Below are 23,616 nucleotides of genomic sequence, written 5' to 3' on the forward strand. Positions count from 1 at the left end.
TCCGTGTGGGCCTCGGGGCGTCAAGGACGCCCCGAGGCCTTTGACGCGCGTCGACGTTCACGCCGAGCGCCGACGGGCGTCTTCCGTGGGGCCACCACCCCGGCGCTCGCCGCTCCCACGCACACCAGCGCCAACCACTGCACGATGCCCAGGTCCTCGCCCAGGACCAGTACGCCCGCCAGCCCCGCGCTCGCCGGCTCCAGACTGGTCAGGACGCTCACCGTGCGGACGGGCAGCCGCCGCAGAGCCGCCAGCTCCAAGGAGTACGGGATGACGGCCGAGAGCACGGCGAGTGCGACTCCCAGCAGCAGGATGCGAGGGGTGAGCAGTTCGGTCCCCGCGTCGGCCACACCCAGCGGGAGCGTCAGCACGGCCGCCCAACTCACCGCCAGGGCCAGCGAACCGCCTCCCACGCTCCGGGCTCCCGCCTTCTTGCTCAGGAGAAGGTAGGCGGCCATCGACGCCCCCGCGGCCAGCGCGAGCAGCACGCCGGGGAGCGGAAACCCCGCGCCGTGGGGGACGTGGAAGAGGCACACCCCGCATCCAGCCAGGACGGCGCAGCCCGCGTCGCGCCAACGGCGTGAGGTCAGCACCGCCAGGGTGATCGGGCCGAGGAGCTGGAGGGCACTGGCAAGCCCCAGCGGCAGCAGGAGCAGCGCGGGGTAGATCAGGTTCATCCCGGCGATGGCCGTACCGAAGCCGAGGATCAGGGCCACGTCCGTACGGGTGTGCGGCAACGACGGTCGGTACAGGACCAGCATGAGCACCGCGGCGAGGCCGAGGCGCATGGCCACGGCTCCTGGCGCGCCGACGGCATCGGCGAGTTGCTTGCCCAGGGCCTGCCCGAACTGGAGGCTCAGCACGCTGCCGAGCATCAGCGCGGGGGCGGGAAACTTCGTCATGCGTCCAGGCTCAGGACCGAGACCGTGCACGTCCAGCAAATGAATTTGCACACGACCGTTTAGGCTTGCCTGCATGATCGACCACCGGCTCCACGTCCTTCAGGCGCTCGCCGAGCACGGCACGGTCACCGCGACCGCCGCGGCCCTGCACCTGACCCCCTCGGCCGTCTCCCAGCAACTGCGGCTGCTGGCCCGCGATCTGGGAGTGGAGCTGCTGAGCCCCGAGGGACGGCGGGTCCGTCTGACACCGGCCGCGCACATCGTTCTGCGGCACACCGGCGCGCTGCGGGTTCAATGGGAAGCGGCCCAGGCCGAGTTGGCCCAGCAGGCTGCCGGCACCCAGGGGGTGCGGGGCACGCTGCGGATGTGCGGAGTGTCATCGGCACTGTCCGCGCTCGGCGCTCCGGCCGCCGCCCTGCTCCGGGAGACCCATCCCCAGGTGGAGACGCTGGCCGTCGAGGAAGAGAGCGCCGAGTGCTACCGGATGCTGCTCGCTGAGGAAGCCGACGTGGCCCTCGTACTGCCCGGCCCCGACGCGCCGCCCGTAACGGACGCCCGCTTCGAGCAGGCGCCGCTGCTGACGGACCGCCAGGATCTGCTGGTCCCCGAGGGGCACCGGCTCGCCAGGCCCGCAGGAGTCGAACTCGCGGAAGCCGCCGGGGAGTCGTGGATCGTGAAGAAGGCGAACAACGACACCTACCCGCTGGTGATGGCGGCGTGCACGGCGGCCGGCTTCACTCCCCGCGTCACCCATCAGGTCAAGGAGTGGTACGCGGTCTCCTCGTTCGTGGCCGCGGGGTTCGGCATCTGTCTCATGCCAGGGATCGTGCCGCTCCCCCAACACGCCGTCGTACGGGTACCGCTGCTCGGCGGGCCCGTTCCCACGCGGCGCTTCCTGACCGCCGTGCGGCGCGGCAGCGCGGCACACCCTCTGGTGGCTGCCGGACTGCGCGCCCTGCGTGACGCCGCGTCGGCTCACGCAGAGGCGTCAGCGGGATCCCGTCCGAAGTGATCCTCGCCTCACCGCACCGCGGATTGGTCAGTTCCGCCACGGGCAGACGGGCGAGGCGATGGTCACACCGCAACCCCCGAGAGAGGATGCTCATGCTGCTGGCACACCCCGTGGTCCTGGAAGACCTGGTGGAACGCTACAAGGCCCTGGCCGTACTGCGAGCCGACCAGGGAAGCGCCGAGAGCCGCCAGGAGTACGCAGACGTCGCCTACAGCCTCTGCTTGGCCACCGGCACCAGCGACATCGACGCCGCCCTGGTGGCCGCGAGCCATCAACTGCCCGGCGCCCGGCCCGCGGACGACTCCTTGCTGTCCGGCGAAAACACCCCGCTGACGCACCACGGGTAGCCGCGGGCGGCTCTCTCCCCCCGGACCTGACGCCATGACACCCGGCCCCGCCCGGAATTCCATCGAGCGGCCGCACCCCCGTGCGGCCGCTCGACGCGGCTTGGAGTCCTATGACGCATGGCTCTCAACGCAACGCGTCCAGCTGGTGGTTGTTTCCCCTCCGAGTCCGGGGGCAGGCGGAGTTCGTGCTTCGGACCGGAGGCGCATTCGCGGGGAGCGGTATGCCTACTCCCGTCGGACGTCCGGCTCCGGGCCCTCCCGTTCCTCCGCGGTCACCTGTTCGCCCACCGCTGAGGAGCGTTTCCTTATGCTTACCGATCTCGCCGCACCCTCCGCCCGCCGTCGCACGGGAACCCGGCACCTCCACGAGGACGCTCCCGACACCGAGGCGGCGTTCGTGCGCCTGGCCACCCTCGATGGCGGACCCGAGTACGACCTGCTCTGCGAAGAGATCGTGACGGCCTGGCTGCCCATGGCACACCGACTGGCGAGCCGTTTCCGCAACAAGGGCGAGAACCTCGAAGACCTGCGGCAGGTTGCCGCGATGGGTCTGATCAAGGCGGTCAACCGGTACGAGCCCGAGCGCGGGGCCTTCGAGAGCTATGCCGTGCCCACCATCACCGGGGAACTGCGTCGGCACTTCCGCGACCGTATGTGGGACGTCCGGGTTCCCCGTCGAGTCCAGGACCTGCGCAACAAGGTCCGGGTCGTGCGGCGCGAACTCATGGACCGGCCGGGCAGCGACGCCGAACCCGGCATCGCGCACATCGCCGAGCATGCGGGGCTGACCGAGGACGAGGTCCGCGAGGGGATGGAGGCCATGACGAGCTACAGCGCCCTTTCGCTGGACGCCGAGATCTCCGCCGACCCCGATGGGTTCAGCCTGGCCGACACCCTCGGTGCGACCGACCCCGCCTACGACTGCATCACCGACCGCGAGGCCGCCAAGACCGGCCTGCGGCGCCTGCCTGAGCGTGAACGGACCATCCTGTACCTGCGCTTCTTCGAGGACATGACGCAGAGCAAGATCGCTGAGGAGCTCGGCATCTCACAGATGCACGTCTCCCGCCTCATCACCACCAGCTGCGCCCGCGTGCGCGCGGAGGCCGTCCGCGGCGAGGACGGCGTCGGACACGCGCAGGCGGCGTGACCGCGGGCCGCACGTGAAGTGCGCTACCCGCGCCGAGCCCCTGGGGCGCCAGGGCCGCCCCAGGGGCTCAGATGACTAGGGGTGCGGAGTCCGCGCCGGCGCTCCGGGGGTCGCGCCGCTCCTAGGGTTGCGAACTGGGGGCCGCCGATGTGGGGCGGTGAAGCTCGGGCGCGAGACGGCGAGACCGCGAGGCGGCGAGGCGGCGAGACCGCCAGACCGCCAGACCGCCAGACGGCGACACCGCGAGGCCGCCCGATGGCGACACCGCCAGACCGCCAGACGGCGACACCGCGAGGCCGCCCGATGGCGACACCGCCAGACCGCCAGACGGCGACACCGCGAGGCCGCCCGACGGCGACACCGCGAGACCGCAAGCCCGCAAGCCCGCCCGACTGCGAAACGGCCAGACCGCCAGGGCGCCAGACGGCGAGACCGCCAGACCGCCGAACGGCCAGACCGCAAGCCCGCCCGACGGCAAAACGGCCAGACCGCGAGACCGCCGAACGGCCAGACCGCAAGCCCGCCCGACGGCGAGACGGCCAGACCGCGAGACCGCCGGACCGCGAGACCGCCGGACGGCCAGACGGCCAGACGGCGAGACGGCGAGACGGCGGCCGTCAGCCGGGGCGCCAGACGGCGAGACCGCGAAACCGCCAGACGGCGAAACGGCGAAGGGGCGAGACGGCGATCTGGCGGCCATCGGCCAGGCAGCCGCCAGCCCCTCAGCCGCTACCCGCCATCCGCCGCAAGCCCCCGCCCCCACTCTCGCCATCGCCCGCGTCCCCGTCCGCTCCCCGAGCATGAACCAAGCCGGACGCGCGGCTTCTTACCGCCGAGTAGTATCGCGTCCCACGCTGACCACGCGATGCCGAGCCGTCAGGAGCCTCATGTTCAAGCCCGCCCGCCTCCACCCCTGCCAAGGAGCTCAGCGGTGACCCGCGTGCAAGTCGGCTCCCTCGTCGAGGACTTCACCCTGCCCGACGAGACGGGTACCCCCACGACCCTCTCGGGGCTCCTGTCCGAAGGCCCGGTGGTGGTCTTCTTCTACCCGGCGGCGATGACCCCCGGCTGCACCGCCCAGGCGTGCCACTTCCGGGACCTGGCAGCCGAGTTCGCCGCGGTCGACGCCCGGCCGGTGGGCATCAGCTCGGACGCCGTCGAGCGCCAGCGCGAGTTCGCGGGGCTGCACACGTTCGGGTTCCCGCTGCTGTCCGATCCGGAAGGCGTCGTGCGCGGCCGGTTCGGCGTGGCACGCGGCTTCGGCCCCCTGCCGACCAAGCGGGCCACCTTCGTCATCGGACCGGACCGGCGTGTGCTCGAAGTGGTCCGCAGCGAATTCCGGATGAGCACGCACGCGGACAGGGCACTGGCGGCGCTGCGATCCGCCGGCGCCGGTCGGAGCACCGGGTAGGACGATCCCACTGTCGGCGGTCCGACGTGATAACGGAGTCCCTTCGCCCCTGAGCCGTGGGGTGAGGGGGAGACCTGCTCCACTGGGGTAGGTCGACCGGGCCACTGAGGCAGGGTCGCCCGGCCCCCCTCGGGCCAGGTCGCCCGACCACGCCAGGCAGACCGCCGTACCAGCGGTCGTATGGCCCTTGCGACGGGTTCGGTTTCAAGAGCCAGGTTTCCTTGCCGCGTGTCTGTCACCATGTTCTCGACTGCACTCGCTGGTGCGGCGCGGGCCCCGAGCATGCGCCGACGGTCTGCCCGATGCCTCGGACGGACCGTCACGCTCGAACGGATCATCGATCCGGGCCGGAGCAGAATGCGTCGCGTCCAGCAGGGTAGGTGGGCAGAAACGGGGACGCGGGGACGAAGGTGGAGAGGGAATGGAGTCAGCCGGTAGGGGCAGCGAGGGGTCGTCGGCAGCTCATCCCATGGCTGTTGCCGTCCCCTTGAACGACGGGGACTCCTCCATCGCGGAAGCACGTCACCTCGCCCTCGACTTCCTCACCCGCGCCCAGGCGGACCAGGACGTAGCCGTCTCCGCCCGCGCGATGGATCTGACGCAGCTGGTGGTCAGCGAGCTGGTCACGAACGCCCGCAAGTACGCTCCCGGGCCGATGCTGATGGAGCTGCGCATCGTGGATTCGACGGTGGCGGTGACCGTCCACGACAGCGCCCGCGCCAGCCCCGTCGCCCGCCCCGAGGACCCGCACAGGATCGGCGGGCACGGCCTGGAGATCGTCAAGGCCGTCGCCCAGAATTTCCACGTCCACCTCGAACCGGCAGGCAAACGCGTCACGGCCCACATCGCCCTGGCCGGTGAACCGGCCTCCGGCGTCCATGGGACCGGCTCCCCCCACAGCTCTCGGTGATCTTTCCTCAGCCCCCGCACACCCCCACTGCGCCGCAGGAGTGACACACGCGGCGGCCGGGTACACGAGGCACCTCGTGAGCGAGCGAGCGCGCTAGGTATCTGTACGAAGTCGCTCGCCACGAAGCCGCTCACGTGCGGTGACCCCTCTGCCCCCTGCTGAGAAGGAGCCCCGACATGCCGGACAAGGCAACGGCAACGGACGTCGTCGAGCTGATCCTCGATGATCACCGGCGGATGGAGGACCTGTTCCGCGACATGCGCAGCGTGGAGGCCGAACGCGCGGAGGCCCTGAAAAAGTTCGCCGACCTGCTCATCGCGCACGCTCTCGCGGAAGAGGCCGAGGTCTACCCCGCCCTCAGGCGCTACCGGGACATCGACAACGAAGAGGTCGAACACGGTGTCGAGGAACACGAAGAGGGCAACGAGGCACTGCTCGCCCTCCTCGAAGTGGACGACGTCGGCTCCGACGACTGGGACGAGAAGCTGGAGAAACTCGTCGAGGCGGTGACCCACCACACCGACGAGGAGGAGCGGACGATCTTGAACGGCGCACGCGAGAACGTGGCCATGGACCGCCGCGAGGAATTGGGCACCGCTTTCACGAGGGAACGCGACAAGCACCTCAAGGCGGACTGCGGAAGCATCGAGAACGTCCGGCGCATCGTGAAGGACTGATCGGCCGGGGAGTCACTCCCGGGCTGTCTCGCCATCCGGCCCGACCTGTCCGACGATGGGCTGATCAGTTAAAAAGGAACTGATCAGTAGGAGAGGTACGGGCCCGGCCGCCATTTACCAGGAGCCGCCGGGGCACTCCCCCACTCCCGCCCCTGCCCACGCCCACGCCCACGCCCCGAGGTAGTACGCACATGCCCGCCGCCGCAGCCCCCTGGCTGCTCCTCGCTGTCTTCTCCGGCACCCTGATATCCCTCCAAGCGCGTATCACCGGAGAGCTCGCCGCCGGGCTCGGGGGCGACGGGTTCGCAGCCGCGGTGATCTCGTTCGGGTCGGGGTTCGTGGTGCTGAGCCTCGGGCTCCTCGTGCTCCGCGCGCCGCGCCGCGGAGTCGGCCTGGTGCTCGCGGACGTACGCCACAGGCGGCTCAAGTGGTGGCAGGTCCTCGGCGGCTTCGGAGGGGCGGCCTTCCTGCTCGCGCAGGGGCTGACCGTCGGAGCGCTCGGAGTCGCGCTGTTCACGGTCGCGATCGTCGCGGGCCAGGTCACCGGCGGCATGCTCTTCGATCGGATGGGACTCGGTCCTGCCGGACCGCAGCGGCCCACGCGGCGCAGGGTCGTCGGCGCGGTGCTCGTGCTCGCCGCCGTGGGCCTGTCGATGGCGGACAAACTGGGCGGCGGATTCCCTTACTTGATGCTGTTGCTGCCGCTGGTGGCGGGCGTGTGCGTGAGTTGGCAGCAGGCGGTGAACGGACATGTGAAGAACGCCGCCGGGTCGGCGTACACGGGGACGTTCTTCAACTTCGTCGCCGGCACAGGCGCGTTGAGCGTGATCTTCCTGGTGCATGCCGTGGCCGTCGGCGTTCCGGCCGGTCTGCCGACCGAGCCGTACCTCTATCTCGGCGGCCTGGTCGGGATCTCCTTCATCACCATCGCGGTCGCCACGGTCCAGAAGCTCGGCGTCCTGCTGCTCGGACTGTGCACGATCACCGGCCAGTTGGTCGGCTCGCTCACCCTCGACCTACTGCTCCCGCACGGTGATACGCAGGTCACGACGGCCACCGTCGCGGGCGCCGCTCTCGCCTTGGCGGCGGTGGCGCTCGCGGCGCTCTCGGGTACCCGGACGGGCCGAGTCGTGGCTTCCAGCAGCTCGATGCCCACCGAGACAGGGACGGTCAAGCGCGGTTCGACCCGCCCGCGTTGACGAGCCGACCGAGGCCCCGGTGCGATCAGGACGTGTCCAGGTCGGTGTACAGCAGGTCGTGGTCCGAGTACGCGGTGGGTTCCACGCGGTGCCCGCGCGCGGTGATGCCTCGCAGGAAGACGTAGTCGAACTTGGCTTGCCAGTCGGTGGTCGTCTCGCAGGTGCCTGCGAGCGTGGGCCGGCACTGCGGGTCCGTATCCGAGGCCAGTTCCCATACCGGGGTGAGTTCGGGAGCCTCGGGCACGGCATTGAAGTCGCCGAGGACGATCGCGCGGCCGTGCCGGGCGACCGCTGTGGCGAGTACCCCGGCCTGTTTCGCTCGGACCTCTTCTTGCTGCCGCTGGGCGAGGTGCGTGTTGAAGACCCGGATGGACCGGCCGCCCACCTTCGTGGTGACCGCCATGTACCCACGGTCCTCGGATCCGCCGTCGGGATACTCCACGTTCACCCGGTCCGTCATCGGTGCCGCCGACAGGATCGCCTGCCCGAAGCCGCCAGGGCTCCACGGCACTCCCCCGCAGCGGCCCCAACTGGTCAGCACCGAGCCGTACTCGACGTGGTAGACAAGCCCGTGCAGGTACTCCAGATACTCCCGGATCCTCTCGACGTCCCCCACACACGCTTCTTGCAGACCGATGACCTGGGGCGCGTACCTGGCGATCTCCTCGGCCCGGTCGACGTCGCTCTCTTCGCAGGGGTTGCAGATGTTCCACGTCATGACCCGGTTCGGTACGACGTCCTTGACGGCATCGACGGGATGCGACCTGTCGAAGAGTGCGTCGCTCGGCGCGCTGGGGCCGACGAACACCATGCAGGCCACGGTCATGGCGCCCGCGAGCAACCGCGTGCTCATTCCGAGCACCATCGCCTCCTCAGTGTGGATGCACAGGGCATCTGACGTCTCCACACAAGAGGTTAGACGTCTCCACACACGAGATTATGGGACGCGCTCGACGGCAACACCTGCTTCAGCACTATCACCAGTCTCTTCGGGCGACCCCTGCCCCGCCTCGGCACGGCCGGCAGGTTTCATTTCCGCCGTCCGGCGAACTCGCCCTGGAAAGCCTAGTGACAGGTGACCAGCCATGGCAGACGCGTATTTCACCACGGAGCAGTGCCCGAGCTGCGGCCGCCACACGGACGGCCTCTCCAACCGCTTCACCTGCACCATATGCGACACCGTCTGGACCTCCGGCGTCTCCGAGTCGGTCGTCACCCTGGGCCCCCTGGACACGACGATCCTCGGCTCCCCCAGGCCCACCTGACAGCCACCGGATGCCTCCGGAAAGACGTGCACGGCGCGGGGGCCCGTAGAGTGGTCCAGACCTGCCGTCAATAGGTCTGGATCAAGCCGATCGAGCAGGAGGCCACCCCTCATGGAGATTCTCAACTCCCTGGATCCACTGGCAGTTTCGGTGACCGAGGCGATCCGGAAGGGTGACGTCCGCGTGCTGCGTCAGCTCCTGGCCGACCGGCCCACGCTGGCCACCAGCCTGATCAGCCAGGACGGTCCCGCCGCGGGCCGGCGCAGCCTTCTCCATATCGCCACCGACTGGCCCGGCCACTACCCCCGCGGCGAGGAGGTCATCGCCGCCCTCGTCGCCGCGGGCGCCGACCCCAACGCCCGTTTCGTCGGCGCCCACGACGAGACTCCGCTGCACTGGGCCGCCAGCAACGACGACGTCACCGCGCTGGACGCGCTCATCGCCGCGGGCGCCGACATCGAGGCGCAGGGAGCCGTCATCGGTGGCGGCACCCCGCTCGCCGACGCGCGGGGCTTCGGCCAGTGGCGGGCGGCGCGGCGCCTGCTGGAGCACGGCGCCCGAGCGGACCTGCAGGATGCCGCGACCCTTGGCCTGCTCGACCAGGTGGAGGCTTTCCTCGCCGCGTCGGAATCGCCCACCGGTTCCGCGCTCACCAGCGCATTCTGGGGCGCCTGCCACGGCGGCCAACTCACCGTTGCCAAGCTCCTGTTGCAGCAGGGCGCCGAGGTGAACTGGATCGGTTACGACGACATGACGCCCCTCGACATCGCCCGCACGCAAGAGGCCGACGACGTCGTCCAGTGGCTGGTGGCCCAAGGGGCCAAGGGGCGCGCCGACTTGGGGTGAACCCCTGCAATGCGGCGCGGTGCGGGCCTCAGCGCGATCGGCGGCTCACGCCCCTCGGCTGCCCACGGTCGCGCCGAACGCCCCGTCGGCCGCGAAGGCCAGCTTGGCGAAGCGTTCGCCCATACGACGATGGGTGGCGGCGTCCGGGTGGATCTGGTCCGGCAGCGGAAGCTCGGCGGTGTCCGCATCCCCGTACAGCTCACGGCCGTCGAGGTAGTGCAGGTTGGGGTCCTCGGCCGCCCGCTGCTCCACGATCCGGGCCAACTCCTCGCGGATGACGCCCAGCGTCAGCTTCCCGCTCGCGCGCTCCGCCGGATCCCCCATGGCGCGGAACTGCAGCCGTCCGGAGCCGAGGTCGCCGAAGTCCGGCGCGCTGGGGCCGGGCGTGTCCTCGTGCATGGGGCACAGGACGGGCGAGAGGACCAACAGCGGCACGCTCGGGTGGCCTTCACGGATCGTGTCGAGGAAACCGTGAACGGCGGGGCCGAAGGCGCGCAGCCGCATCAGGTCGGCGTTGACCAGATTGATGCCGATCTTGACGCTGATCAGGTCGGCGGGGGTGTCCCGCAGGGTGCGGGCGGTGAAGGGGTCGAGCAGCGCGCTGCCGCCAAGGCCGAGGTTGATCAGCTCCACCCCGCCGAGGGACGCGGCGAGCGCGGGCCAAGTGGTGGTGGGGCTCGCCGCGTTGGAGCCATGACTGATCGAACTGCCGTGGTGCAGCCACACCTTGCGGCCCCGGTCCGGCGCGGGCTCGGTGGGCGCGTCGGTCCGCAGCGCGACAAGTTCGGTGGTCTCGTTGTGCGGCAGCCAGATCTCGATGTCCTTGACGCCGTCGGGCAGTTCGGTGAAACGGAGGGTGCCGACCGGCCCCGGCCGGCTCTCGGTCGACCCGGTGGTCAGGTCGATGGTCAGGATGTTGCCGCCGCTCACGGAGGACTGGCCGGCCAGGCGGCCGTCGACGAGCAGGTCGTACAAGCCCTCCGGGCGGGGCGGGGCGCCCACGTAGTCGCGCTTGGTGGGCAGCGTGTCCAGCTCGATTGCGGTGGCCCGGGAGCGGAAGACGAGTCGTACGCCGGAGGGCTGGGACTCCGCCATGGCCAGCTGTCCGTCGGCGCACTGGGCGCGGGCTCTGGCGGGCAGCCGGTGCGGCAGGACGCCGTGCGCAGTGTGCTCCAGGTCGAGGGCGCCGCGCAGGATGTCCGCGGTGATGGGTGTGGTGATCCAGTCGTGCTCGGTGTGCATGGTCTCCGCCTGCTGATCAGATGTCCGGGTGGTAAAGGAGCCGCAGGGGCCAGGGTCAGGAGCCGCTCAGGGAGGGGTCAGGACGCGGGCCAGTTCCGCAGCAGTGCGTCGAGTGCGTCCAGGATGCGCTCCCACGTCTCCTGCGAGTCGGGTGCGCTGTGGCTGAAGCCCCCCGTCATCTCCAGGCTGACGTAGCCGTGGAAGACGCTGCCCAGCATCCGGACCGCATGGGTCTGGTCCGGCTCGGTCAGGTCGTAGCCGCGCAGGATCGCCCGCGTCATCTGCGCGTGTCTGACGCCCGCGCTGGCGGCCGCCGTCTCCGGGTCGAGCCTCAGCTGGGCCGCGGCATAGCGCCCGGGGTGCTCCCGGGCGTAGTCGCGGTATACGTCCGCGAGTGCGGTCAGTGCGTCCTTCCCCGCCCGTCCCGCTAGGGCGGCCGCGCCCCGGTCGGCGAGTTCCTCCAGGGACAGGAGGGCGATGCGTGTCTTGAGGTCCTGTGAGTTCTTCAGGTGCGAGTAGAGACTCGCGACCTTGACGTCGAAGCGCCTGGCGAGCGCCGATACGGTCACCTGCTCGAAGCCGACCTCGTCGGCCAGCTCCGCCCCGGCCCTGGCCAGGCGCTCCGCGGTCAGTCCTGCGCGAACCATGCCCTTCCTCTCCTCGGGCTAACCGATTATGCAATTGCCTAATACCTTTAGGCAAATCAGCGAGGTATACAGGTAGCGGGCGCAGGTAGGCGTACGCAGGTGGCGATCGCAGGGAAGCAGCGACGCCGTCAGACCGTCTTGACCGTGCCCCCGTCGATCACGTGATCCGCACCGGTGATGTTGCCCGCCACATCCGAGAGCAGGAACGTGATCAGCGATGCCACTTCCCCGGGCTCGGTGATCCGCCCGCTGGTGATGTTGAACGCCGTCGGGATCTGCGCGAGGAACTCACCGTGCTCGGCCCCGGCGCCTGCCGCGACCTTGCCGCCGAAACCGTCCGGGTCCTCCCAGATGGCGGTGCGCACCACGCCGGGCGAGACGGTGTTGACGCGGACACCCCGCGGCCCGAACTCCTCGGCCAGCGACTTGCCCAGCGAGGTGAGCGCGGCCTTGGCCGCGCTGTAGGCAACCGGACCGGCCGCCGGAAGGCGGGAGTTGATGGAGGATACGTTGACGATCGCGCCGCGGCGCTCGATCAGGCTCGACAGCGCGGCGCGACTGACGCGGACGGCGCTGAGCAGGTTGAGGTCGAAGACGCCCTGCCACTGCGCGTCGTCAGTGTCGAGAAACCCGACCGGCTCCACGGCGTCACCCGCGCCGACGTTGTTCACCAGGAGGTCGACTCCGCCCAGTTCGCCGAAGGCGCCATCCATGAGCTCGGCGACCCCCTCCGGGGTACTGAGGTCCGCCGATACGGCAAAGGCTCCCGACTCCTTGAGCTCGGGGGTGATGGTGCGGGCCGCGCCCACGACGCGCACCCCCTCATCGATCAGCGCCCTGACCGTGGCCAGGCCGATCCCGCGGCTGGCACCGGTCACGACGGCGGTCTTGCCGTTGAGGTCGAGCTTCATGCTTGTCCAGCTCCTTCACACACAGTTGTTGACCTACGCCTGTTGACTGGCACTTATTGACCTACAGGTACAAAACTTGGGTACGCGCCGGGCCCAGTACCGCCTGGAGGGAAAGGATCAGAGGGAGTCGACTGTCGCGTCGATCACCCGGCCGAGACGCTCCGGCCCTTCCGCGATCCGCGCCATCAGCCGCAGGCCGACGACCGTGGCGAGCAGCAGACTCCCGACGGCACGTGCGTCACGGGCGGAGGCGATCTCCCCCGCCCGCTGCCCCTTCTCCACCAGCACGGAGAACGCCTCCTCGGTGCGGTCCAGCATGTGCCGGACAAGATCGGCCGCCACCTCATCCGTCCCGGCCAGCTCCGCGGCGGTGTTCACCGCCATGCAGCCGCGCCGGTCCGGGTCGGCGAGGTCCATCTCGACGAGCAGCCACAGAGCCTCGCGCACCCGCTCCTTCACAGGCCCCGGCTCCTCGATCATCTCGATCAGAGCCGCGGCCTGACTGTCGCGATAGCGACGCAACGCCCGTTCGAACAGGGCGCGTTTGCTGCCGAAGGTGTTGTAGAGACTGCCTTTGCCGATGCCGAGCGCGTCCACGAGGTCCTGGGGCGTGGTGGCGGCATACCCCTTGCGCCAGAACACGTCCATGGCCCGCTCGACGGCGGCGTCCGGATCGAACTGCTTCGGCCTTCCCATGAACAGAAGCCTAGGCTGTTCTTGACCTGAGGGTCAAGAACTCAGCTCAGGCAGCGCGACGCACGCGGGCGGCCTTGCGGGCCTCCGCCATCTCGCGGGACTCGGTGGTCCGGCGGGAGCCGCCCCCGGAACGGCCGGGCTGGCCCGGCCGCGTGCCCATCCCGCGGAAGGGGGCGCCACCGCGCTTGGGGCGCTCAGTGCTGGGCGCGCTGCCGGCGATCGGCACACCGGAGGGCTTCCGCGCACCGGTGATGCGGCTCAACTCGGCTTCCCCGGAGCGCACTTGGGTGACCTTCGGCCTGATCCCGGCGGCGGACATCAGCCGGCTCATGTCGCGGCGCTGGTTGGGCGTCACGAGGGTGACGACACTGCCGGACTCACCCGCGCGCGCCGTACGGCCGCCGCGGTGGAGGTAGTCCTTGTGGTCGATGGGCGGATCGACGTTGACCACCAGGTCGAGGTTGTCGACATGGATACCGCGGGCCGCGACGTTCGTGGCCACCAGGACCGTCACCGCGCCGGTCTTGAACTGGGCGAGGGTGCGGGTGCGCTGGGGCTGCGACTTGCCGCCGTGCAGCGCGGCGGCTCGTACGCCGCTGCCCATCAGGTGCTTGGTGAACTGGTCGACGGCGTGCTTGGTGTCCAGGAACATGATCACCCTGCCGTCGCGGGCCGCGATCTCGGTGGCGGTCGCCATCTTGTCGGCGCCGTGCACGTGCAGTTCGTGGTGCTCCATCGTGGTAACCGCGCCCTTGGAAGGGTCGACGGAGTGGACCACCGGGTCGTGCAGGTAGCTGCGCACCAGCAGGTCGACGTTGCGGTCGAGGGTGGCGGAGAACAGCATCCGCTGGCCGTCGGGGCGTACCTGGTCGAGCAGTTCGGTGACCTGCGGCATGAAGCCCATGTCAGCCATCTGGTCGGCCTCGTCGAGGACGGTGATGCTCACCCGGTCCAGGCGGCAGTCCTTGCGCTCGATGAGGTCCTTGAGGCGTCCCGGTGTGGCGACGACGACCTCGGCGCCGGTGCGCAGCGCACCGGCCTGCCGCCCGATCGACATGCCGCCGACCACCGTGGCGATCCGCAGCTTCAGCGACCGGGCGTACGGGGTGAGTGCCTCGGTGACCTGCTGGGCGAGCTCCCGGGTGGGAACGAGGACGAGGGCCAGGGGCCGCTTCGACTCGGCGCGCTGACCTGCGGTGCGCACGAGGAGCGGGAGCCCGAAGGCGAGGGTCTTGCCGGAACCGGTGCGGCCACGGCCCAGGACGTCACGTCCCGCGAGGGCGTTCGGCAGCGTGGCCGCCTGGATCGGGAACGGCTCGGTCACGTCAAGACTGGTGAGCGTCTTCAACAGCGGGGCCGGCATGTCGAGTTCGGCGAAGGTCTCCGCCGCGGGCAGGCCCGGGGTGATGGTGACCGGCAGGGCGAACTCTCCCTGGGGCGCCGCGGGGCGGCGTCCCTGGCCACCGAGGCGGTTGCCGGGGCGGCCGCCACCGCCCTTGCGGGGGTTGGCACCGCGGGGGCCGCCGCTGTTGCGGGGATTGGAATAGCGGTCGTTCGTGCGAGCTGAACGGTTCATGGAGAACCTTCCTCGATATGGCACGCATCGAGGAATTCTCGGTGGATTTCAACCGAACGAATTGCAAGCACGAGCCGAATAAAAGAAAAACTTCTGTACACAGCAACGAGCTGGTGCCCGCGCCTTGAGGCGCGGGCACCAGCGTCGTCTTACGCTTCAGCGTCAGGCAGGAACGATGTTCTCCGCCTGCGGGCCCTTCTGGCCCTGAGTGACATCGAAGCTCACCTTCTGGCCTTCCTGAAGCTCACGGAAGCCCTGGGTGGCGATGTTCGAGTAGTGGGCGAAGACGTCCGGGCCGCCACCCTCCTGCTCGATGAAGCCGAAGCCCTTTTCCGAGTTGAACCACTTCACGGTGCCAGTAGCCATACTAAATATCTCCTTCGGGGCAAGCTCCGGGACCCGCACTGTGCGAACCCCGGCGTCGCCACGTTGATTGCCCCGTCCGGGAAAACTTCTCCCGGAAATACAAAAGTGCCCGGCGGAATAGATCCACCAAAGGCACTTGAAGTCTTATGGGAACCACAACTGCAACTACGATCAACAGTAGCACGAGATGGGCCTCGCGGCACGGGCGAGCACTACTTATTTCGCCCGACTGGCCCTCGGCCCACCCCACAATGCGGAGGTTTCCGGGCCTCTGGGGTCCTGGTCTCCTTTCACGTGCGGCCGTCGGCTATCCCGGCACTGCCCCTGACGCAGGGGCGCTCGAACCGAAGAGGAGGGGGAGTTCGAGGCAGTGGGTCGCACCGAACGCCGATCCGGCCGGACGCCAGTCGAGGCGGTACGCATGGACCGGGGCGCCCGCCCGTGCCGCACGCGCCCGTACTGCCGGACCGGCTCAGGTTGGCCAGGGCGGCCTCGCGCGGGGGCGTGCCGCGAGCACGAGCGGGGCGCTCTGCAGGATCGCGCGACGGAAGAGTCCCTTGGCCTCCGGCATGTCCAGGAGGAGGCGGATGGGCAGTGCGCCGGCCGACTGGCCCGCCATCGTGACGTTGGCGGGGTCTCCCCCGTACGCGGCGATGCGCGCGGCGACCCAGCGCAGGGCCGGGTTCAGCAGCGGAGCCGGGCTGCTGGACTGGTACGACGGCGGCGCCCTCGCCGCCCAGGGCGATGTGGTGGTCGTCGGCGTCAACTACCGTCTCGGCGCGCTCGGATACCTCTGCCTCGACTCAGCGAGGGCAACCTCGGTCTGTACGACCAACTGGTGGCTGTCGAGGGGCGGGCAGATCTCACCGCTGGAGGTGCGGCGGCCCGGGGCCTGGGCCGGGGGCCCTGCGCGGCGCCCCTCACCGTAGATATCGGGCTCCGCCGTTGTCACGTGTAAATACGGGACAGTTCAAAACTGAAACACACATTCCATTGCAATCTCGTTATGCATTGACTCCTTGACGGCGGGAACGCTCCGGGGTTGGCTTTCAGCCATCTCGGATCACAACGAAGCGGTCCGATCGAGGAAGTGGGCGAATGAAAACCCGTATGCGTGCAGCCACCGTCGCCGTCTCTGTGAGCGCCTTGGCACTCTCGCTCGCCGCATGCGGCAGCCTGCTGGGATCGGACGACGACAAGGCGCAGGCCGAGAGGAAGGGTGACGCGGTCACCGTCGGCCTGCTCCTGCCCGAGGCGGAGACGGCTCGCTACGAGAAGTTCGACCACCCCATCATCAAGAAGCAGGTCGAGAAGCTCACCAACGGCAAGGGCAAGCTCGTCTACGCCAACGCCAAGGGCGACGCCGCCAAGCAGAACGCCCAGCTCGACCAGATGGTCGCCGACAAGGTCGACACGATCCTGGTGAGCGCGGTGGACGCGAAGAAGCTCGGCCCGGCGGTCAAGAAGGCGAAGGAAGCGGACATTCCCGTCATCGCCTACGACCGCCTCGCCGAGGGACCCGTATCCGGCTACGTGGCCTTCGACAACGAACTGGTCGGCCAGGTCCAGGGCCAGGCGATCCTGAAGGCGCTCGGCAGCAACCGTAAGAACAGCAAGATCGTCATGATCAACGGCGCGCCCACCGACCCGAACGCGGCCGTCTTCAAGGAAGGCGCGCTCTCGCAGCTCCAGAACCAGGTGGACATCGCCAAGTCGTACGACACCGATGGCTGGAAACCGCAGACGGCCGGCGCCCATATGACCGATGCGATCACCGCCATCGGCAAGGACGACATCGCCGCTGTCTACTCCGCCAACGACGGCATGGCGGCCGGTGCCATCAAGGCCCTCAAGGCCGCGGGGATGACCGACCTGCCGCCGGTCACCGGCCAGGACGCGGAGCTGTCGGCCGTGCAGCGCATCGTCACGGGCGAGCAGTACATGAGCGTCTACAAGCCATATCCCGAAGAGGCCGTCGGGGCCGCGCAGATGGCGGTCCGAATCGCCCAGGGCCGCATGGTCGAGTACGACGCCCTGGCCGGGGACCGGTCGGAGAACGCCACCACGAAGAACATCCCCTCCCTCCTGATCTCGGTCCGCCCCCTGACGCGGGACACCATCAAGTCCACGGTCATCGAGGACGGCATCTACGAGACCAAGGAGATCTGCACGGCCGAGTTCAAGGCGGCGTGCGCGACGGTCGGTCTCAAGGGCTAGCCCGGTGCGGGGCCGGTCGGCCGTTCATCAGTGCCAGTAGCCGCGCCGGGGCAGCTTGAGCCAGAGGTCGGGCGGGCCCGTGACGGCGCGGGCGTCGGTCGGTCGCAGGCCCACGAAGGCGCAGGAGTAGGCGACGGCGTTGTGGTGGTAGAGGTAGGCGGCGAGGACCTCCTGCGATGAGTCGTCCTCGTCGGGGCCGCCCCCCGGGTGGAGGTCCGAGCCTTCCATGACGCCGTCGCGCGCGATGCTGCCTTGGTTGCCGCTCTTGGGGTTGGCATAGAGGCCGTAGCAGACGGTGCCCGCGGAGAGCAGGGTCAGCACCCCGGGCATCTGTGGTGCGTAGCCCCAGGGCTGGGTGATGACACAGCCGCCCGGTACATCGGTGGCGCCGATGATCTGCAGGGACTCGTCCGTGTCGTACGACACGGAATCCTCCATGAGGGAGTCGAGCTCCGGATCCTCGTACGGCTCCGCCCCCAGTCGGCGTGCGGCTTCGGTCGCGTCGATCCCGGCCACGCACGCCAGGCCGGTGCCATCGTGGTCGAGGTCGCCCAGGGCCGCGGTCAGCCGTCTGGCCTCCGTCGCGGCGGCGGACTCCGCCGGGGTCAGGCCGCGCTCGCCGGACGGAACCATGAAGAGGTCGGGGGTCGGCCCCGCCAGGCTGAGCCGCCCGGGGGACCAGCCGCCCAGCGCGGGCCGCCACGGATCGGCCCCGGCTGCGGCCAGCACCCGGGCGTTGTCCGCGCGGTCGGCAAGGACCGCGGCCCACAGCGCGGTGCCGCCCTCTTCCTCCGCGTCGACGTCATCGACACGGCGGGCCAGCTCGGCGACCACCTCGGGTGAGCCGGCCACGGCCGCCCGATGCAGCGGCCGGCCCCCGCCCCACACATTCGGGTCGGCCCCGCGCTCCAGCCGATCACGCACCAACGCGTGGTCCCGCCAGCCGTCCCAGCCGAGACCCGCCCAGCCTTCGCCCTCGGCAACAGACATGACACTCCCCCCTCGTGGTGACCGCGGCATCCGGCCGTGTCGTAGTCGGTCACTCACTGAACGCTACTCACGGCCACTGACAATCCCGTACGGCTGCTCCAACTCCTCCGACTCCCCCGACGGCTGCCGGGGAATGCGCGCACCCGGGCAGTTGTCGCTGACCGTTTCGGCGAAGGCCTTGGCCAAGGGGGACAGCGCGTCCCAGCGGCGCACCGCCCAGCCGGTCCACAGGGTGGGCAGGTCCGGGACGGGGATCAGGCGCAGGTCGGGGTGGCCGGGGCCGCGCCAGCCCGGCAGGTCAGGGACGATCGCGTGGCCGAGGCCGAGTTCGGCGAGCAGCAGGGCGGTGTCCCAGTCGGCGACGCTGGTGTCGGAGGCCGGGCTGATGCCGCGCTCGGTGAACCAGGCGTCCAGGCGCGCGCGGGAAGTCGTGCTCTCCGGGAGGCCGATGAGCTGGATGCCGGCCAGATCGGCGGTGGTGATCAGCGACTTGGCGGCGAGGGGATCGTCCCGGTGAACGGCGAGCACCCAGGGCAGTTCGATGACGGGACGCTGCTCGATGCCCTTCACCGGAGTGCCGAGAGTGATCCAGGCCAGGTCGAGGCCGCCCGCGATGAGGGCCTCGAAGCAGCTGCGGCTGGAGTGCGCGGTCTCGAATTCGAGGCTCACCTGCGGATGGCGCCGGCGGAAGGCCACGATCGCGTCGGACATGAAGTGCCGCACCGTCGTGGCCCCGGTGGTGATCCGCACCGAGCCGCCCTCGCCGTGCACCAGGTCCCTCAGCCGGCGCAGGGCGTGGTCGATGTCGCCCAGGCCGCCTGCTGCCGCATGGTGCAGGAGCTGTCCGGCCGGTGTGGGGGCGACGCCGCGCGGGTGGCGTTCGAGCAGGCTGAGTCCCAGCTCCCGTTCCAGGCGCCTGATGTGCTGGCTGACCGCGGGCTGCGTACAGGCGAGGTCGCGGGCGACGGCGCTGAGGCTGCCCGTCCGGCATACGGCGACGAAGACGCGCAGGTCGTCGAGAGTCATGGGGAGTGAAGCTACAGCTTTGGGGTCTGCAAGGAAATCCGAGGATTGACTTGGGTGTTGGGCTAGCGGGACGATCTTTCCGGGCCCAGGGCGGCAACCTGGCCCGGCCCGTACGTCATCCGGAGGACGTGCGGACCGGGCCGGGTGCCGACCCGCCGGCTCCGCACCAGAATTGACCGTCCCGGGCTGCCCGCACTCCGGGTACGCCGACCGTCCCGGGAAGGGCGATCCATGCAAGCACTCGAGGCAGTGGCCATAGCGGCGGCGGCCGTCGCGGCGGGCGGCATCAACGCCGTGGTCGGCTCAGGCACTCTGATCACCTTCCCCACGCTGCTCGCCTTCGGGTACCCGCCCGTCCTCGCCAACGTCTCCAACACCGTCGGCCTCGTCCCCGGGGTGCTCAGCGCGGCGTACGGATATCGCGCCGAGCTCAAGGGCCAGCGGCGCCGCCTGGTCAGGCTCGGGCTCGCCGCGCTCCTGGGCGGTGTGGTGGGAGCCGTGCTTCTGCTGAAGCTGTCCGCCGACACGTTCCGCTCCGCGGTGCCGGTGCTGATCCTGCTGGCCTGCGCGCTGGTGCTGCTGCAGCCCCGCCTCCAGAAGTGGCTCGCGGGGCGCGAAGGCCGCGGCCGTGCGGACGGCGGTGTCCCGCTGTGGGCCGGTGTCATGGTCACCGGGGTCTACGGCGGCTACTTCGGAGCGGCCCAAGGGGTGCTGCTCATGGGCCTGTTCGGGTCGTTCCTCCGCGATGACCTGCAGCGCCTGAACGCCGTGAAGAACGTCCTCGCGTCCATCGTGAACGGCGTCGCCGCGGTCATCTTCATCGCGGTCACGAGCGTCGACTGGACGGTGGCCGGCGTGATCGCCCTCGGCGCGACCGTGGGCGGTCTCATCGGCGCGCGGGTGGGCCGCCGCCTCTCACCGGCCGTGCTGCGCGGGGTCATTGTCGTCGTCGGTGTGACGGCGGCCGTCGCTGTGGCGGTATGAGCGCGGGCCTCGCCGCGCGGACACCTTCGCCGACTGCCTAGGCCGCCCTGCTCTGACGCCGGTAAGCACCCGGCGCCAGGCCGTACTCACGTTTGAAAGCCTTGGCGAAGGCGAACTCCGAGCCGTATCCGGTGCGGGTGGCGACCGTCGTCAGGGGGGCGTCGGATTCCCGCAGCACGCGGGCCGCGGTCGTCATGCGCCAGCGGGTCAGGTACGCCATCGGCGGCTCGCCGACCAGTGCGGCGAACCGCCGGGCGAACGCGGCGCGGGACAGACCTGCATGTGCCGCGAGGGACTCGACCGTCCACGAGGCCGCGGGATCGTCGTGCATGGCCGTCAGTGCGGGCGCGACCGCCGCGTCGCCCAGGGCCGCGGCCCAGCCGTGCGCGGCGCCCGGGGGCTGATCGTCCAGCCAGGCCCGCAGGATGTAGAGGAGCAGCGAGTCGATCAGGGTGGGCACGATGCCGTCCGAGCCGATGCGCGGATTCTCCAGCTCGGAGCCGAGGAGTTGGACGGCGGCGCTCAGCTCCGGGTGGCGGCCGTGCCGCGTCGGCAGATGGATCACCTCGGGGAGCTGGCGCATCAGGGGGTGCGGTCTCCCCTGGTCCAGGTGGTAGCTGCCGCACAGCAGGCTGGTCTCGGCGCCCTCGCCGCCTAGGGTGATCGAGCCGATCGGTGAACTTCCTTGGAACTGCTCGGTACTGCAGTCCTCGGCGGGGGTGGAGGGGTGGTCGGCGAGGATGTGGCTCCGCCCGCCATGCAGGAAGATCACGTCACCGGGATTCAGCGGAATCGGCTCCAGGTGCGGCGGCACGTCGGGCAGAGGGACCAGCCAGCAGGTCCCGTGCAGCACCACATGGAATCCCGCGCCCTCGACGGTCGGCAGCCGCAGGCCCCACGGAGCGCGGCCGTTGGTACGTACGGATGCCGGGTGCCCGGTGCGCATCGAGGCGAGCGCCTCGGTGAGGATGTCCATCCGGACTCGCCTTCCTGGTGCCGCATGCCGCCCGTCGCGCGGTCGTCCTGTTCAGACCGTCAGGACAATCTTGCCCTGTACGTGTCCCGCGGCGATCAGCTCATGCGCCTTGCCTGCCTCCGCGAGCGGGAACGTCGCCTCTACGTGGGGACGGATCCGGCCCGCGTCGATCAGCTCGGCGAGCGCTTCGAGCCCCTCTGAGTCCGGTTCGACCAGGACACCGGCGAAGCGCCGTCCGGCAGCCTCGACGCGGGTGGCGAGCTCGCGGTCGCCGTGTTCCAGGATGCTGACGAGTACGCCGCCGGGGCGCACCACGCCGAGCGACAGATCACCCTGGGCGGTGGAGTCGAGGAACACGTCCACGTCCTTGACAGCCTCGGTGAAGTCGGTGGTCCGGTAGTCGATGATCTCGTCGGCGCCGAGGCCGCGCAGGAACTCGTGTCGGCCCGCGCTCGCGATGGCGATCACATGGGCGCCCCGCGTCTTCGCGATCTGCACGGCGAAGTGGCCGACGCCACCGGCCGCCCGCTGGATCAGTACCCGGTCGCCCTCCTTGATGTCCGCCGCCCGCACCAGGCCCTGCCAGGCGGTGAGCGCCGCGAGCGGGACGGCCGCGGCCTGTACGTGGTCGAGCGAGGCGGGCTTGCGGGCCAGTTGGCGGGACGGGGCGGCGACGTACTCGGCGTATCCGGTGGCGGCCCGGGGGAAGAGCGGCATCCCGTACACCTCGTCGCCCACCGTGAACGTGGCGCCGAGGCCCGCTTCCTCGACGACGCCGGAGATGTCCCAGCCGACTCCGAACGGCGGCTCGCCGAGCAGCGGGAAGGCACCGGACCTGACGGCTGCGTCGGCCGGGTTGACGGCGCTGGCGTGGACCTTGACGAGGACCTCGCCGGCCAGCGGCTTGGGCCGTTCGGTTTCCACGACCTCGAGGACCTCGGGACCGCCGAAGGACTTCTGGATCACTGCGCGCACGTGACTCTCCTGGGTTCGTCCGGCCGTGGTTCGTCCGGTTGATGTCTCCACCCTAGGGAGATCGAATGAGCCGCAGAATGGCCTTCTGTCTCGCCTACATGTCCCAACGTCTCGCTCGACGGCACCCTCGGCGATGTGTGCCCCAGGTCACACATCACGTCGCGCCCATCGGTCACATTCCTGCCTCGCGGCTTGTCAGAGCAGTGAAGCACTCAAGATGTCCGGCCGGAGCAAGTCCGGTCGGTCACCCGCCCGATGGGAGCACTCCTGATGTCCACCGCCTACGTTGTCGTCACTGTTCTGGCCGCCGTCATGGTGGGCTTCTCGGCCGTCTCCGTCTTCCTTCGCGCCAAGTGGGTCGTGGAGCCCATGGCCGACTACGGCGTCCCCTTCTCGTGGCTGCCGTGGCTCGGCGCGGCCAAGGCCGCGGGGGCCGTGGGCCTGCTGGTCGGACTGCTCGTGCCGGCCGTCGGGGTCGCGGCAGGAATCGGCCTGGCGCTGTACTTCGCCGGCGCCGTCGTCACCGTGGTCCGGGCCCGTTGGTACGCGCACATTCCCTTCCCCCTGCTGTACGCGGCGCCGGTGGTCGGCGCCCTGGCTCTGGGCTTCGCCGCATAGCCCCAGCGACAACTTCCGTACCACTGGAAGTACTTGAAGGGTTGACTGAGCCCTGACAAGCAGTATGGTCTAGGCCAATGAGTCGACCGAGGCGCCCGGTTGTCTCTCGCCCCTCCTCCCCCCACTCAGAGGGAACAGAGATGAACAAGAAGCAGAAGCTGGCAGCCGCTCTGGGCGCGGCATGCGCGCCCGTGCTCGTCCTGGCCTCCGTCACCCCGGCCAGTGCGCACGGCTATGTCTCCTCACCCCCGAGCCGTCAGGCGCAGTGCGCGGCAGGCACCGTGTCCTGCGGAGAGATCACCAATGAGCCGCAGAGCGTCGAGGGTCCCAAGGGGCAGACGACGTGCAGCGGCGGCAACGCACGGTTCGCCGATCTCGACGACGACAGCAAGGGCTGGAAGGTCACCGACGTCGGCCAGTCACAGGAGTTCAGCTGGAAGCTGACGGCACGTCACAGCACCAGCACCTGGCAGTACTTCGTCGGCGGCAACAAGATCGCTGAGGTCGACGACGGAGGCGCCCAGCCGGGCGAGACCGTCACGCACAAGGTCGACTTCGGCGGGCTCAGCGGCAAGCAGAAGGTCCTCGCGGTGTGGAACATCGCCGACACCGCCAACGCCTTCTACGCCTGTATCGATGTGAACATCGGGGGCTGATACTCCCCTGGCGGGTG

Annotated in this window: 27 protein-coding genes; 14 read left to right on the forward strand and 13 right to left on the reverse strand. The window is 70.0% G+C overall.

The window, feature by feature from the left end; genetic code table 11:
* Positions 1-20 precede the first annotated feature (20 nt).
* A complete protein-coding gene (locus tag ACIBCK_RS23790) occupies positions 21-902 on the reverse strand; it encodes an EamA family transporter (protein ID WP_399393271.1) in 882 nt (293 codons plus the stop codon).
* A gap of 73 nt (positions 903-975) precedes the next feature.
* Here ACIBCK_RS23790 and ACIBCK_RS23795 point away from each other — a divergent pair, with 73 nt between their 5' ends.
* The 7 genes from ACIBCK_RS23795 to ACIBCK_RS23825 all read left to right on the forward strand — a co-directional run bounded on the left by ACIBCK_RS23795 (position 976) and on the right by ACIBCK_RS23825 (position 7,608).
* Positions 976-1,914 carry a LysR family transcriptional regulator gene (locus tag ACIBCK_RS23795; protein ID WP_399393272.1) on the forward strand — a complete coding sequence of 313 codons (939 nt, stop codon included), beginning with the start codon at positions 976-978 and terminating at the stop codon, positions 1,912-1,914.
* Between the two features lie 92 nt (positions 1,915-2,006).
* Entirely contained in the window at positions 2,007-2,261 is a 255-nt protein-coding gene (locus ACIBCK_RS23800; RefSeq protein WP_399393274.1) for a DUF5133 domain-containing protein, read from the forward strand.
* Between the two features lie 307 nt (positions 2,262-2,568).
* The gene (locus ACIBCK_RS23805; protein WP_399393276.1) at positions 2,569-3,411 is read left to right on the forward strand and encodes a SigB/SigF/SigG family RNA polymerase sigma factor; all 843 of its coding nucleotides are present in this window, start codon (positions 2,569-2,571) and stop codon (positions 3,409-3,411) included.
* Between the two features lie 940 nt (positions 3,412-4,351).
* Positions 4,352-4,822 carry a peroxiredoxin gene (locus tag ACIBCK_RS23810; RefSeq protein ID WP_399393910.1) on the forward strand — a complete coding sequence of 157 codons (471 nt, stop codon included), beginning with the start codon at positions 4,352-4,354 and terminating at the stop codon, positions 4,820-4,822.
* A 469-nt stretch (positions 4,823-5,291) separates the two neighbouring features.
* Positions 5,292-5,732: an ATP-binding protein gene (locus ACIBCK_RS23815; protein ID WP_399393278.1), complete on the forward strand. Its 441-nt coding sequence runs from the start codon at positions 5,292-5,294 to the stop codon at positions 5,730-5,732.
* A 176-nt stretch (positions 5,733-5,908) separates the two neighbouring features.
* Positions 5,909-6,409: a hemerythrin domain-containing protein gene (locus tag ACIBCK_RS23820; protein ID WP_399393280.1), complete on the forward strand. Its 501-nt coding sequence runs from the start codon at positions 5,909-5,911 to the stop codon at positions 6,407-6,409.
* Between the two features lie 191 nt (positions 6,410-6,600).
* Positions 6,601-7,608 (forward strand): DMT family transporter, encoded by a 1,008-nt coding sequence (locus ACIBCK_RS23825; protein WP_399393282.1) that lies wholly within the window; start codon positions 6,601-6,603, stop codon positions 7,606-7,608.
* A gap of 25 nt (positions 7,609-7,633) precedes the next feature.
* Here ACIBCK_RS23825 and ACIBCK_RS23830 read toward each other — a convergent pair whose 3' ends face one another.
* The gene (locus ACIBCK_RS23830) at positions 7,634-8,461 is read right to left on the reverse strand and encodes an endonuclease/exonuclease/phosphatase family protein (RefSeq protein ID WP_399393284.1); all 828 of its coding nucleotides are present in this window, start codon (positions 8,459-8,461) and stop codon (positions 7,634-7,636) included.
* 232 nt (positions 8,462-8,693) lie between these two features.
* Here ACIBCK_RS23830 and ACIBCK_RS23835 point away from each other — a divergent pair, with 232 nt between their 5' ends.
* Together ACIBCK_RS23835 and ACIBCK_RS23840 are read left to right on the forward strand one after the other, a co-directional pair.
* Positions 8,694-8,873 (forward strand): hypothetical protein, encoded by a 180-nt coding sequence (locus tag ACIBCK_RS23835; RefSeq protein ID WP_399393287.1) that lies wholly within the window; start codon positions 8,694-8,696, stop codon positions 8,871-8,873.
* A gap of 111 nt (positions 8,874-8,984) precedes the next feature.
* Positions 8,985-9,719 carry an ankyrin repeat domain-containing protein gene (locus ACIBCK_RS23840; protein ID WP_399393289.1) on the forward strand — a complete coding sequence of 245 codons (735 nt, stop codon included), beginning with the start codon at positions 8,985-8,987 and terminating at the stop codon, positions 9,717-9,719.
* A gap of 45 nt (positions 9,720-9,764) precedes the next feature.
* Here ACIBCK_RS23840 and ACIBCK_RS23845 read toward each other — a convergent pair whose 3' ends face one another.
* The 7 genes from ACIBCK_RS23845 to ACIBCK_RS23875 form a co-directional block, all read right to left on the reverse strand.
* Positions 9,765-10,961 carry a GDSL-type esterase/lipase family protein gene (locus ACIBCK_RS23845; protein ID WP_399393290.1) on the reverse strand — a complete coding sequence of 399 codons (1,197 nt, stop codon included), beginning with the start codon at positions 10,959-10,961 and terminating at the stop codon, positions 9,765-9,767.
* A 77-nt stretch (positions 10,962-11,038) separates the two neighbouring features.
* On the reverse strand, positions 11,039-11,608 hold the full coding sequence (locus ACIBCK_RS23850) for a TetR/AcrR family transcriptional regulator (protein WP_399393292.1): 570 nt from the start codon (positions 11,606-11,608) through the stop codon (positions 11,039-11,041).
* A 128-nt stretch (positions 11,609-11,736) separates the two neighbouring features.
* Positions 11,737-12,519 carry an oxidoreductase gene (locus ACIBCK_RS23855; protein WP_399393294.1) on the reverse strand — a complete coding sequence of 261 codons (783 nt, stop codon included), beginning with the start codon at positions 12,517-12,519 and terminating at the stop codon, positions 11,737-11,739.
* A 117-nt stretch (positions 12,520-12,636) separates the two neighbouring features.
* Entirely contained in the window at positions 12,637-13,215 is a 579-nt protein-coding gene (locus ACIBCK_RS23860; RefSeq protein WP_399393296.1) for a TetR/AcrR family transcriptional regulator, read from the reverse strand.
* 46 nt (positions 13,216-13,261) lie between these two features.
* Complete coding sequence (locus ACIBCK_RS23865; protein ID WP_399393298.1) at positions 13,262-14,791, reverse strand: DEAD/DEAH box helicase; 1,530 nt, start codon at positions 14,789-14,791, stop codon at positions 13,262-13,264.
* 162 nt (positions 14,792-14,953) lie between these two features.
* Complete coding sequence (locus ACIBCK_RS23870) at positions 14,954-15,157, reverse strand: cold-shock protein (RefSeq protein WP_030689787.1); 204 nt, start codon at positions 15,155-15,157, stop codon at positions 14,954-14,956.
* Between the two features lie 472 nt (positions 15,158-15,629).
* Positions 15,630-15,776 (reverse strand): hypothetical protein, encoded by a 147-nt coding sequence (locus tag ACIBCK_RS23875; RefSeq protein ID WP_399393300.1) that lies wholly within the window; start codon positions 15,774-15,776, stop codon positions 15,630-15,632.
* Between ACIBCK_RS23875 and ACIBCK_RS23880 the strand changes: the two genes are divergently transcribed.
* Positions 15,745-16,086 (forward strand): carboxylesterase family protein, encoded by a 342-nt coding sequence (locus ACIBCK_RS23880; RefSeq protein WP_399393302.1) that lies wholly within the window; start codon positions 15,745-15,747, stop codon positions 16,084-16,086. The genes ACIBCK_RS23875 and ACIBCK_RS23880 overlap by 32 nt on opposite strands.
* Positions 16,087-16,267: 181 nt before the next feature.
* A complete protein-coding gene (locus tag ACIBCK_RS23885) occupies positions 16,268-17,374 on the forward strand; it encodes a sugar ABC transporter substrate-binding protein (protein WP_399393304.1) in 1,107 nt (368 codons plus the stop codon).
* A gap of 27 nt (positions 17,375-17,401) precedes the next feature.
* Here the strand turns inward: ACIBCK_RS23885 and ACIBCK_RS23890 are convergent, their stop codons facing one another.
* On the reverse strand, positions 17,402-18,364 hold the full coding sequence (locus ACIBCK_RS23890) for an ankyrin repeat domain-containing protein (protein WP_399393306.1): 963 nt from the start codon (positions 18,362-18,364) through the stop codon (positions 17,402-17,404).
* Between the two features lie 63 nt (positions 18,365-18,427).
* The gene (locus ACIBCK_RS23895) at positions 18,428-19,390 is read right to left on the reverse strand and encodes a LysR family transcriptional regulator (RefSeq protein ID WP_399393308.1); all 963 of its coding nucleotides are present in this window, start codon (positions 19,388-19,390) and stop codon (positions 18,428-18,430) included.
* Between the two features lie 231 nt (positions 19,391-19,621).
* Here ACIBCK_RS23895 and ACIBCK_RS23900 point away from each other — a divergent pair, with 231 nt between their 5' ends.
* Positions 19,622-20,374, forward strand: coding sequence for a sulfite exporter TauE/SafE family protein (locus ACIBCK_RS23900; RefSeq protein ID WP_399393310.1), 753 nt, complete (start codon positions 19,622-19,624; stop codon positions 20,372-20,374).
* Between the two features lie 37 nt (positions 20,375-20,411).
* On the opposite strand, the gene ACIBCK_RS23905 is transcribed toward ACIBCK_RS23900, so the two are convergent.
* Both ACIBCK_RS23905 and ACIBCK_RS23910 read right to left on the reverse strand, forming a co-directional pair.
* Complete coding sequence (locus ACIBCK_RS23905) at positions 20,412-21,350, reverse strand: AraC family transcriptional regulator (protein ID WP_399393312.1); 939 nt, start codon at positions 21,348-21,350, stop codon at positions 20,412-20,414.
* A gap of 51 nt (positions 21,351-21,401) precedes the next feature.
* Positions 21,402-22,325 (reverse strand): NADP-dependent oxidoreductase, encoded by a 924-nt coding sequence (locus ACIBCK_RS23910; protein WP_399393314.1) that lies wholly within the window; start codon positions 22,323-22,325, stop codon positions 21,402-21,404.
* 270 nt (positions 22,326-22,595) lie between these two features.
* Here ACIBCK_RS23910 and ACIBCK_RS23915 point away from each other — a divergent pair, with 270 nt between their 5' ends.
* Together ACIBCK_RS23915 and ACIBCK_RS23920 are read left to right on the forward strand one after the other, a co-directional pair.
* Positions 22,596-22,943, forward strand: a complete 348-nt coding sequence (locus ACIBCK_RS23915; RefSeq protein WP_399393315.1) for a DoxX family protein — start codon at positions 22,596-22,598, stop codon at positions 22,941-22,943.
* Between the two features lie 140 nt (positions 22,944-23,083).
* On the forward strand, positions 23,084-23,599 hold the full coding sequence (locus ACIBCK_RS23920; protein WP_399393318.1) for a lytic polysaccharide monooxygenase auxiliary activity family 9 protein: 516 nt from the start codon (positions 23,084-23,086) through the stop codon (positions 23,597-23,599).
* Positions 23,600-23,616: the final 17 nt, after the last annotated feature.

Origin of the sequence: Streptomyces sp. NPDC051218 (assembly GCF_044455475.1) — a bacterium.
Taxonomy (GTDB): Bacteria; Actinomycetota; Actinomycetes; order Streptomycetales; family Streptomycetaceae; genus Streptomyces.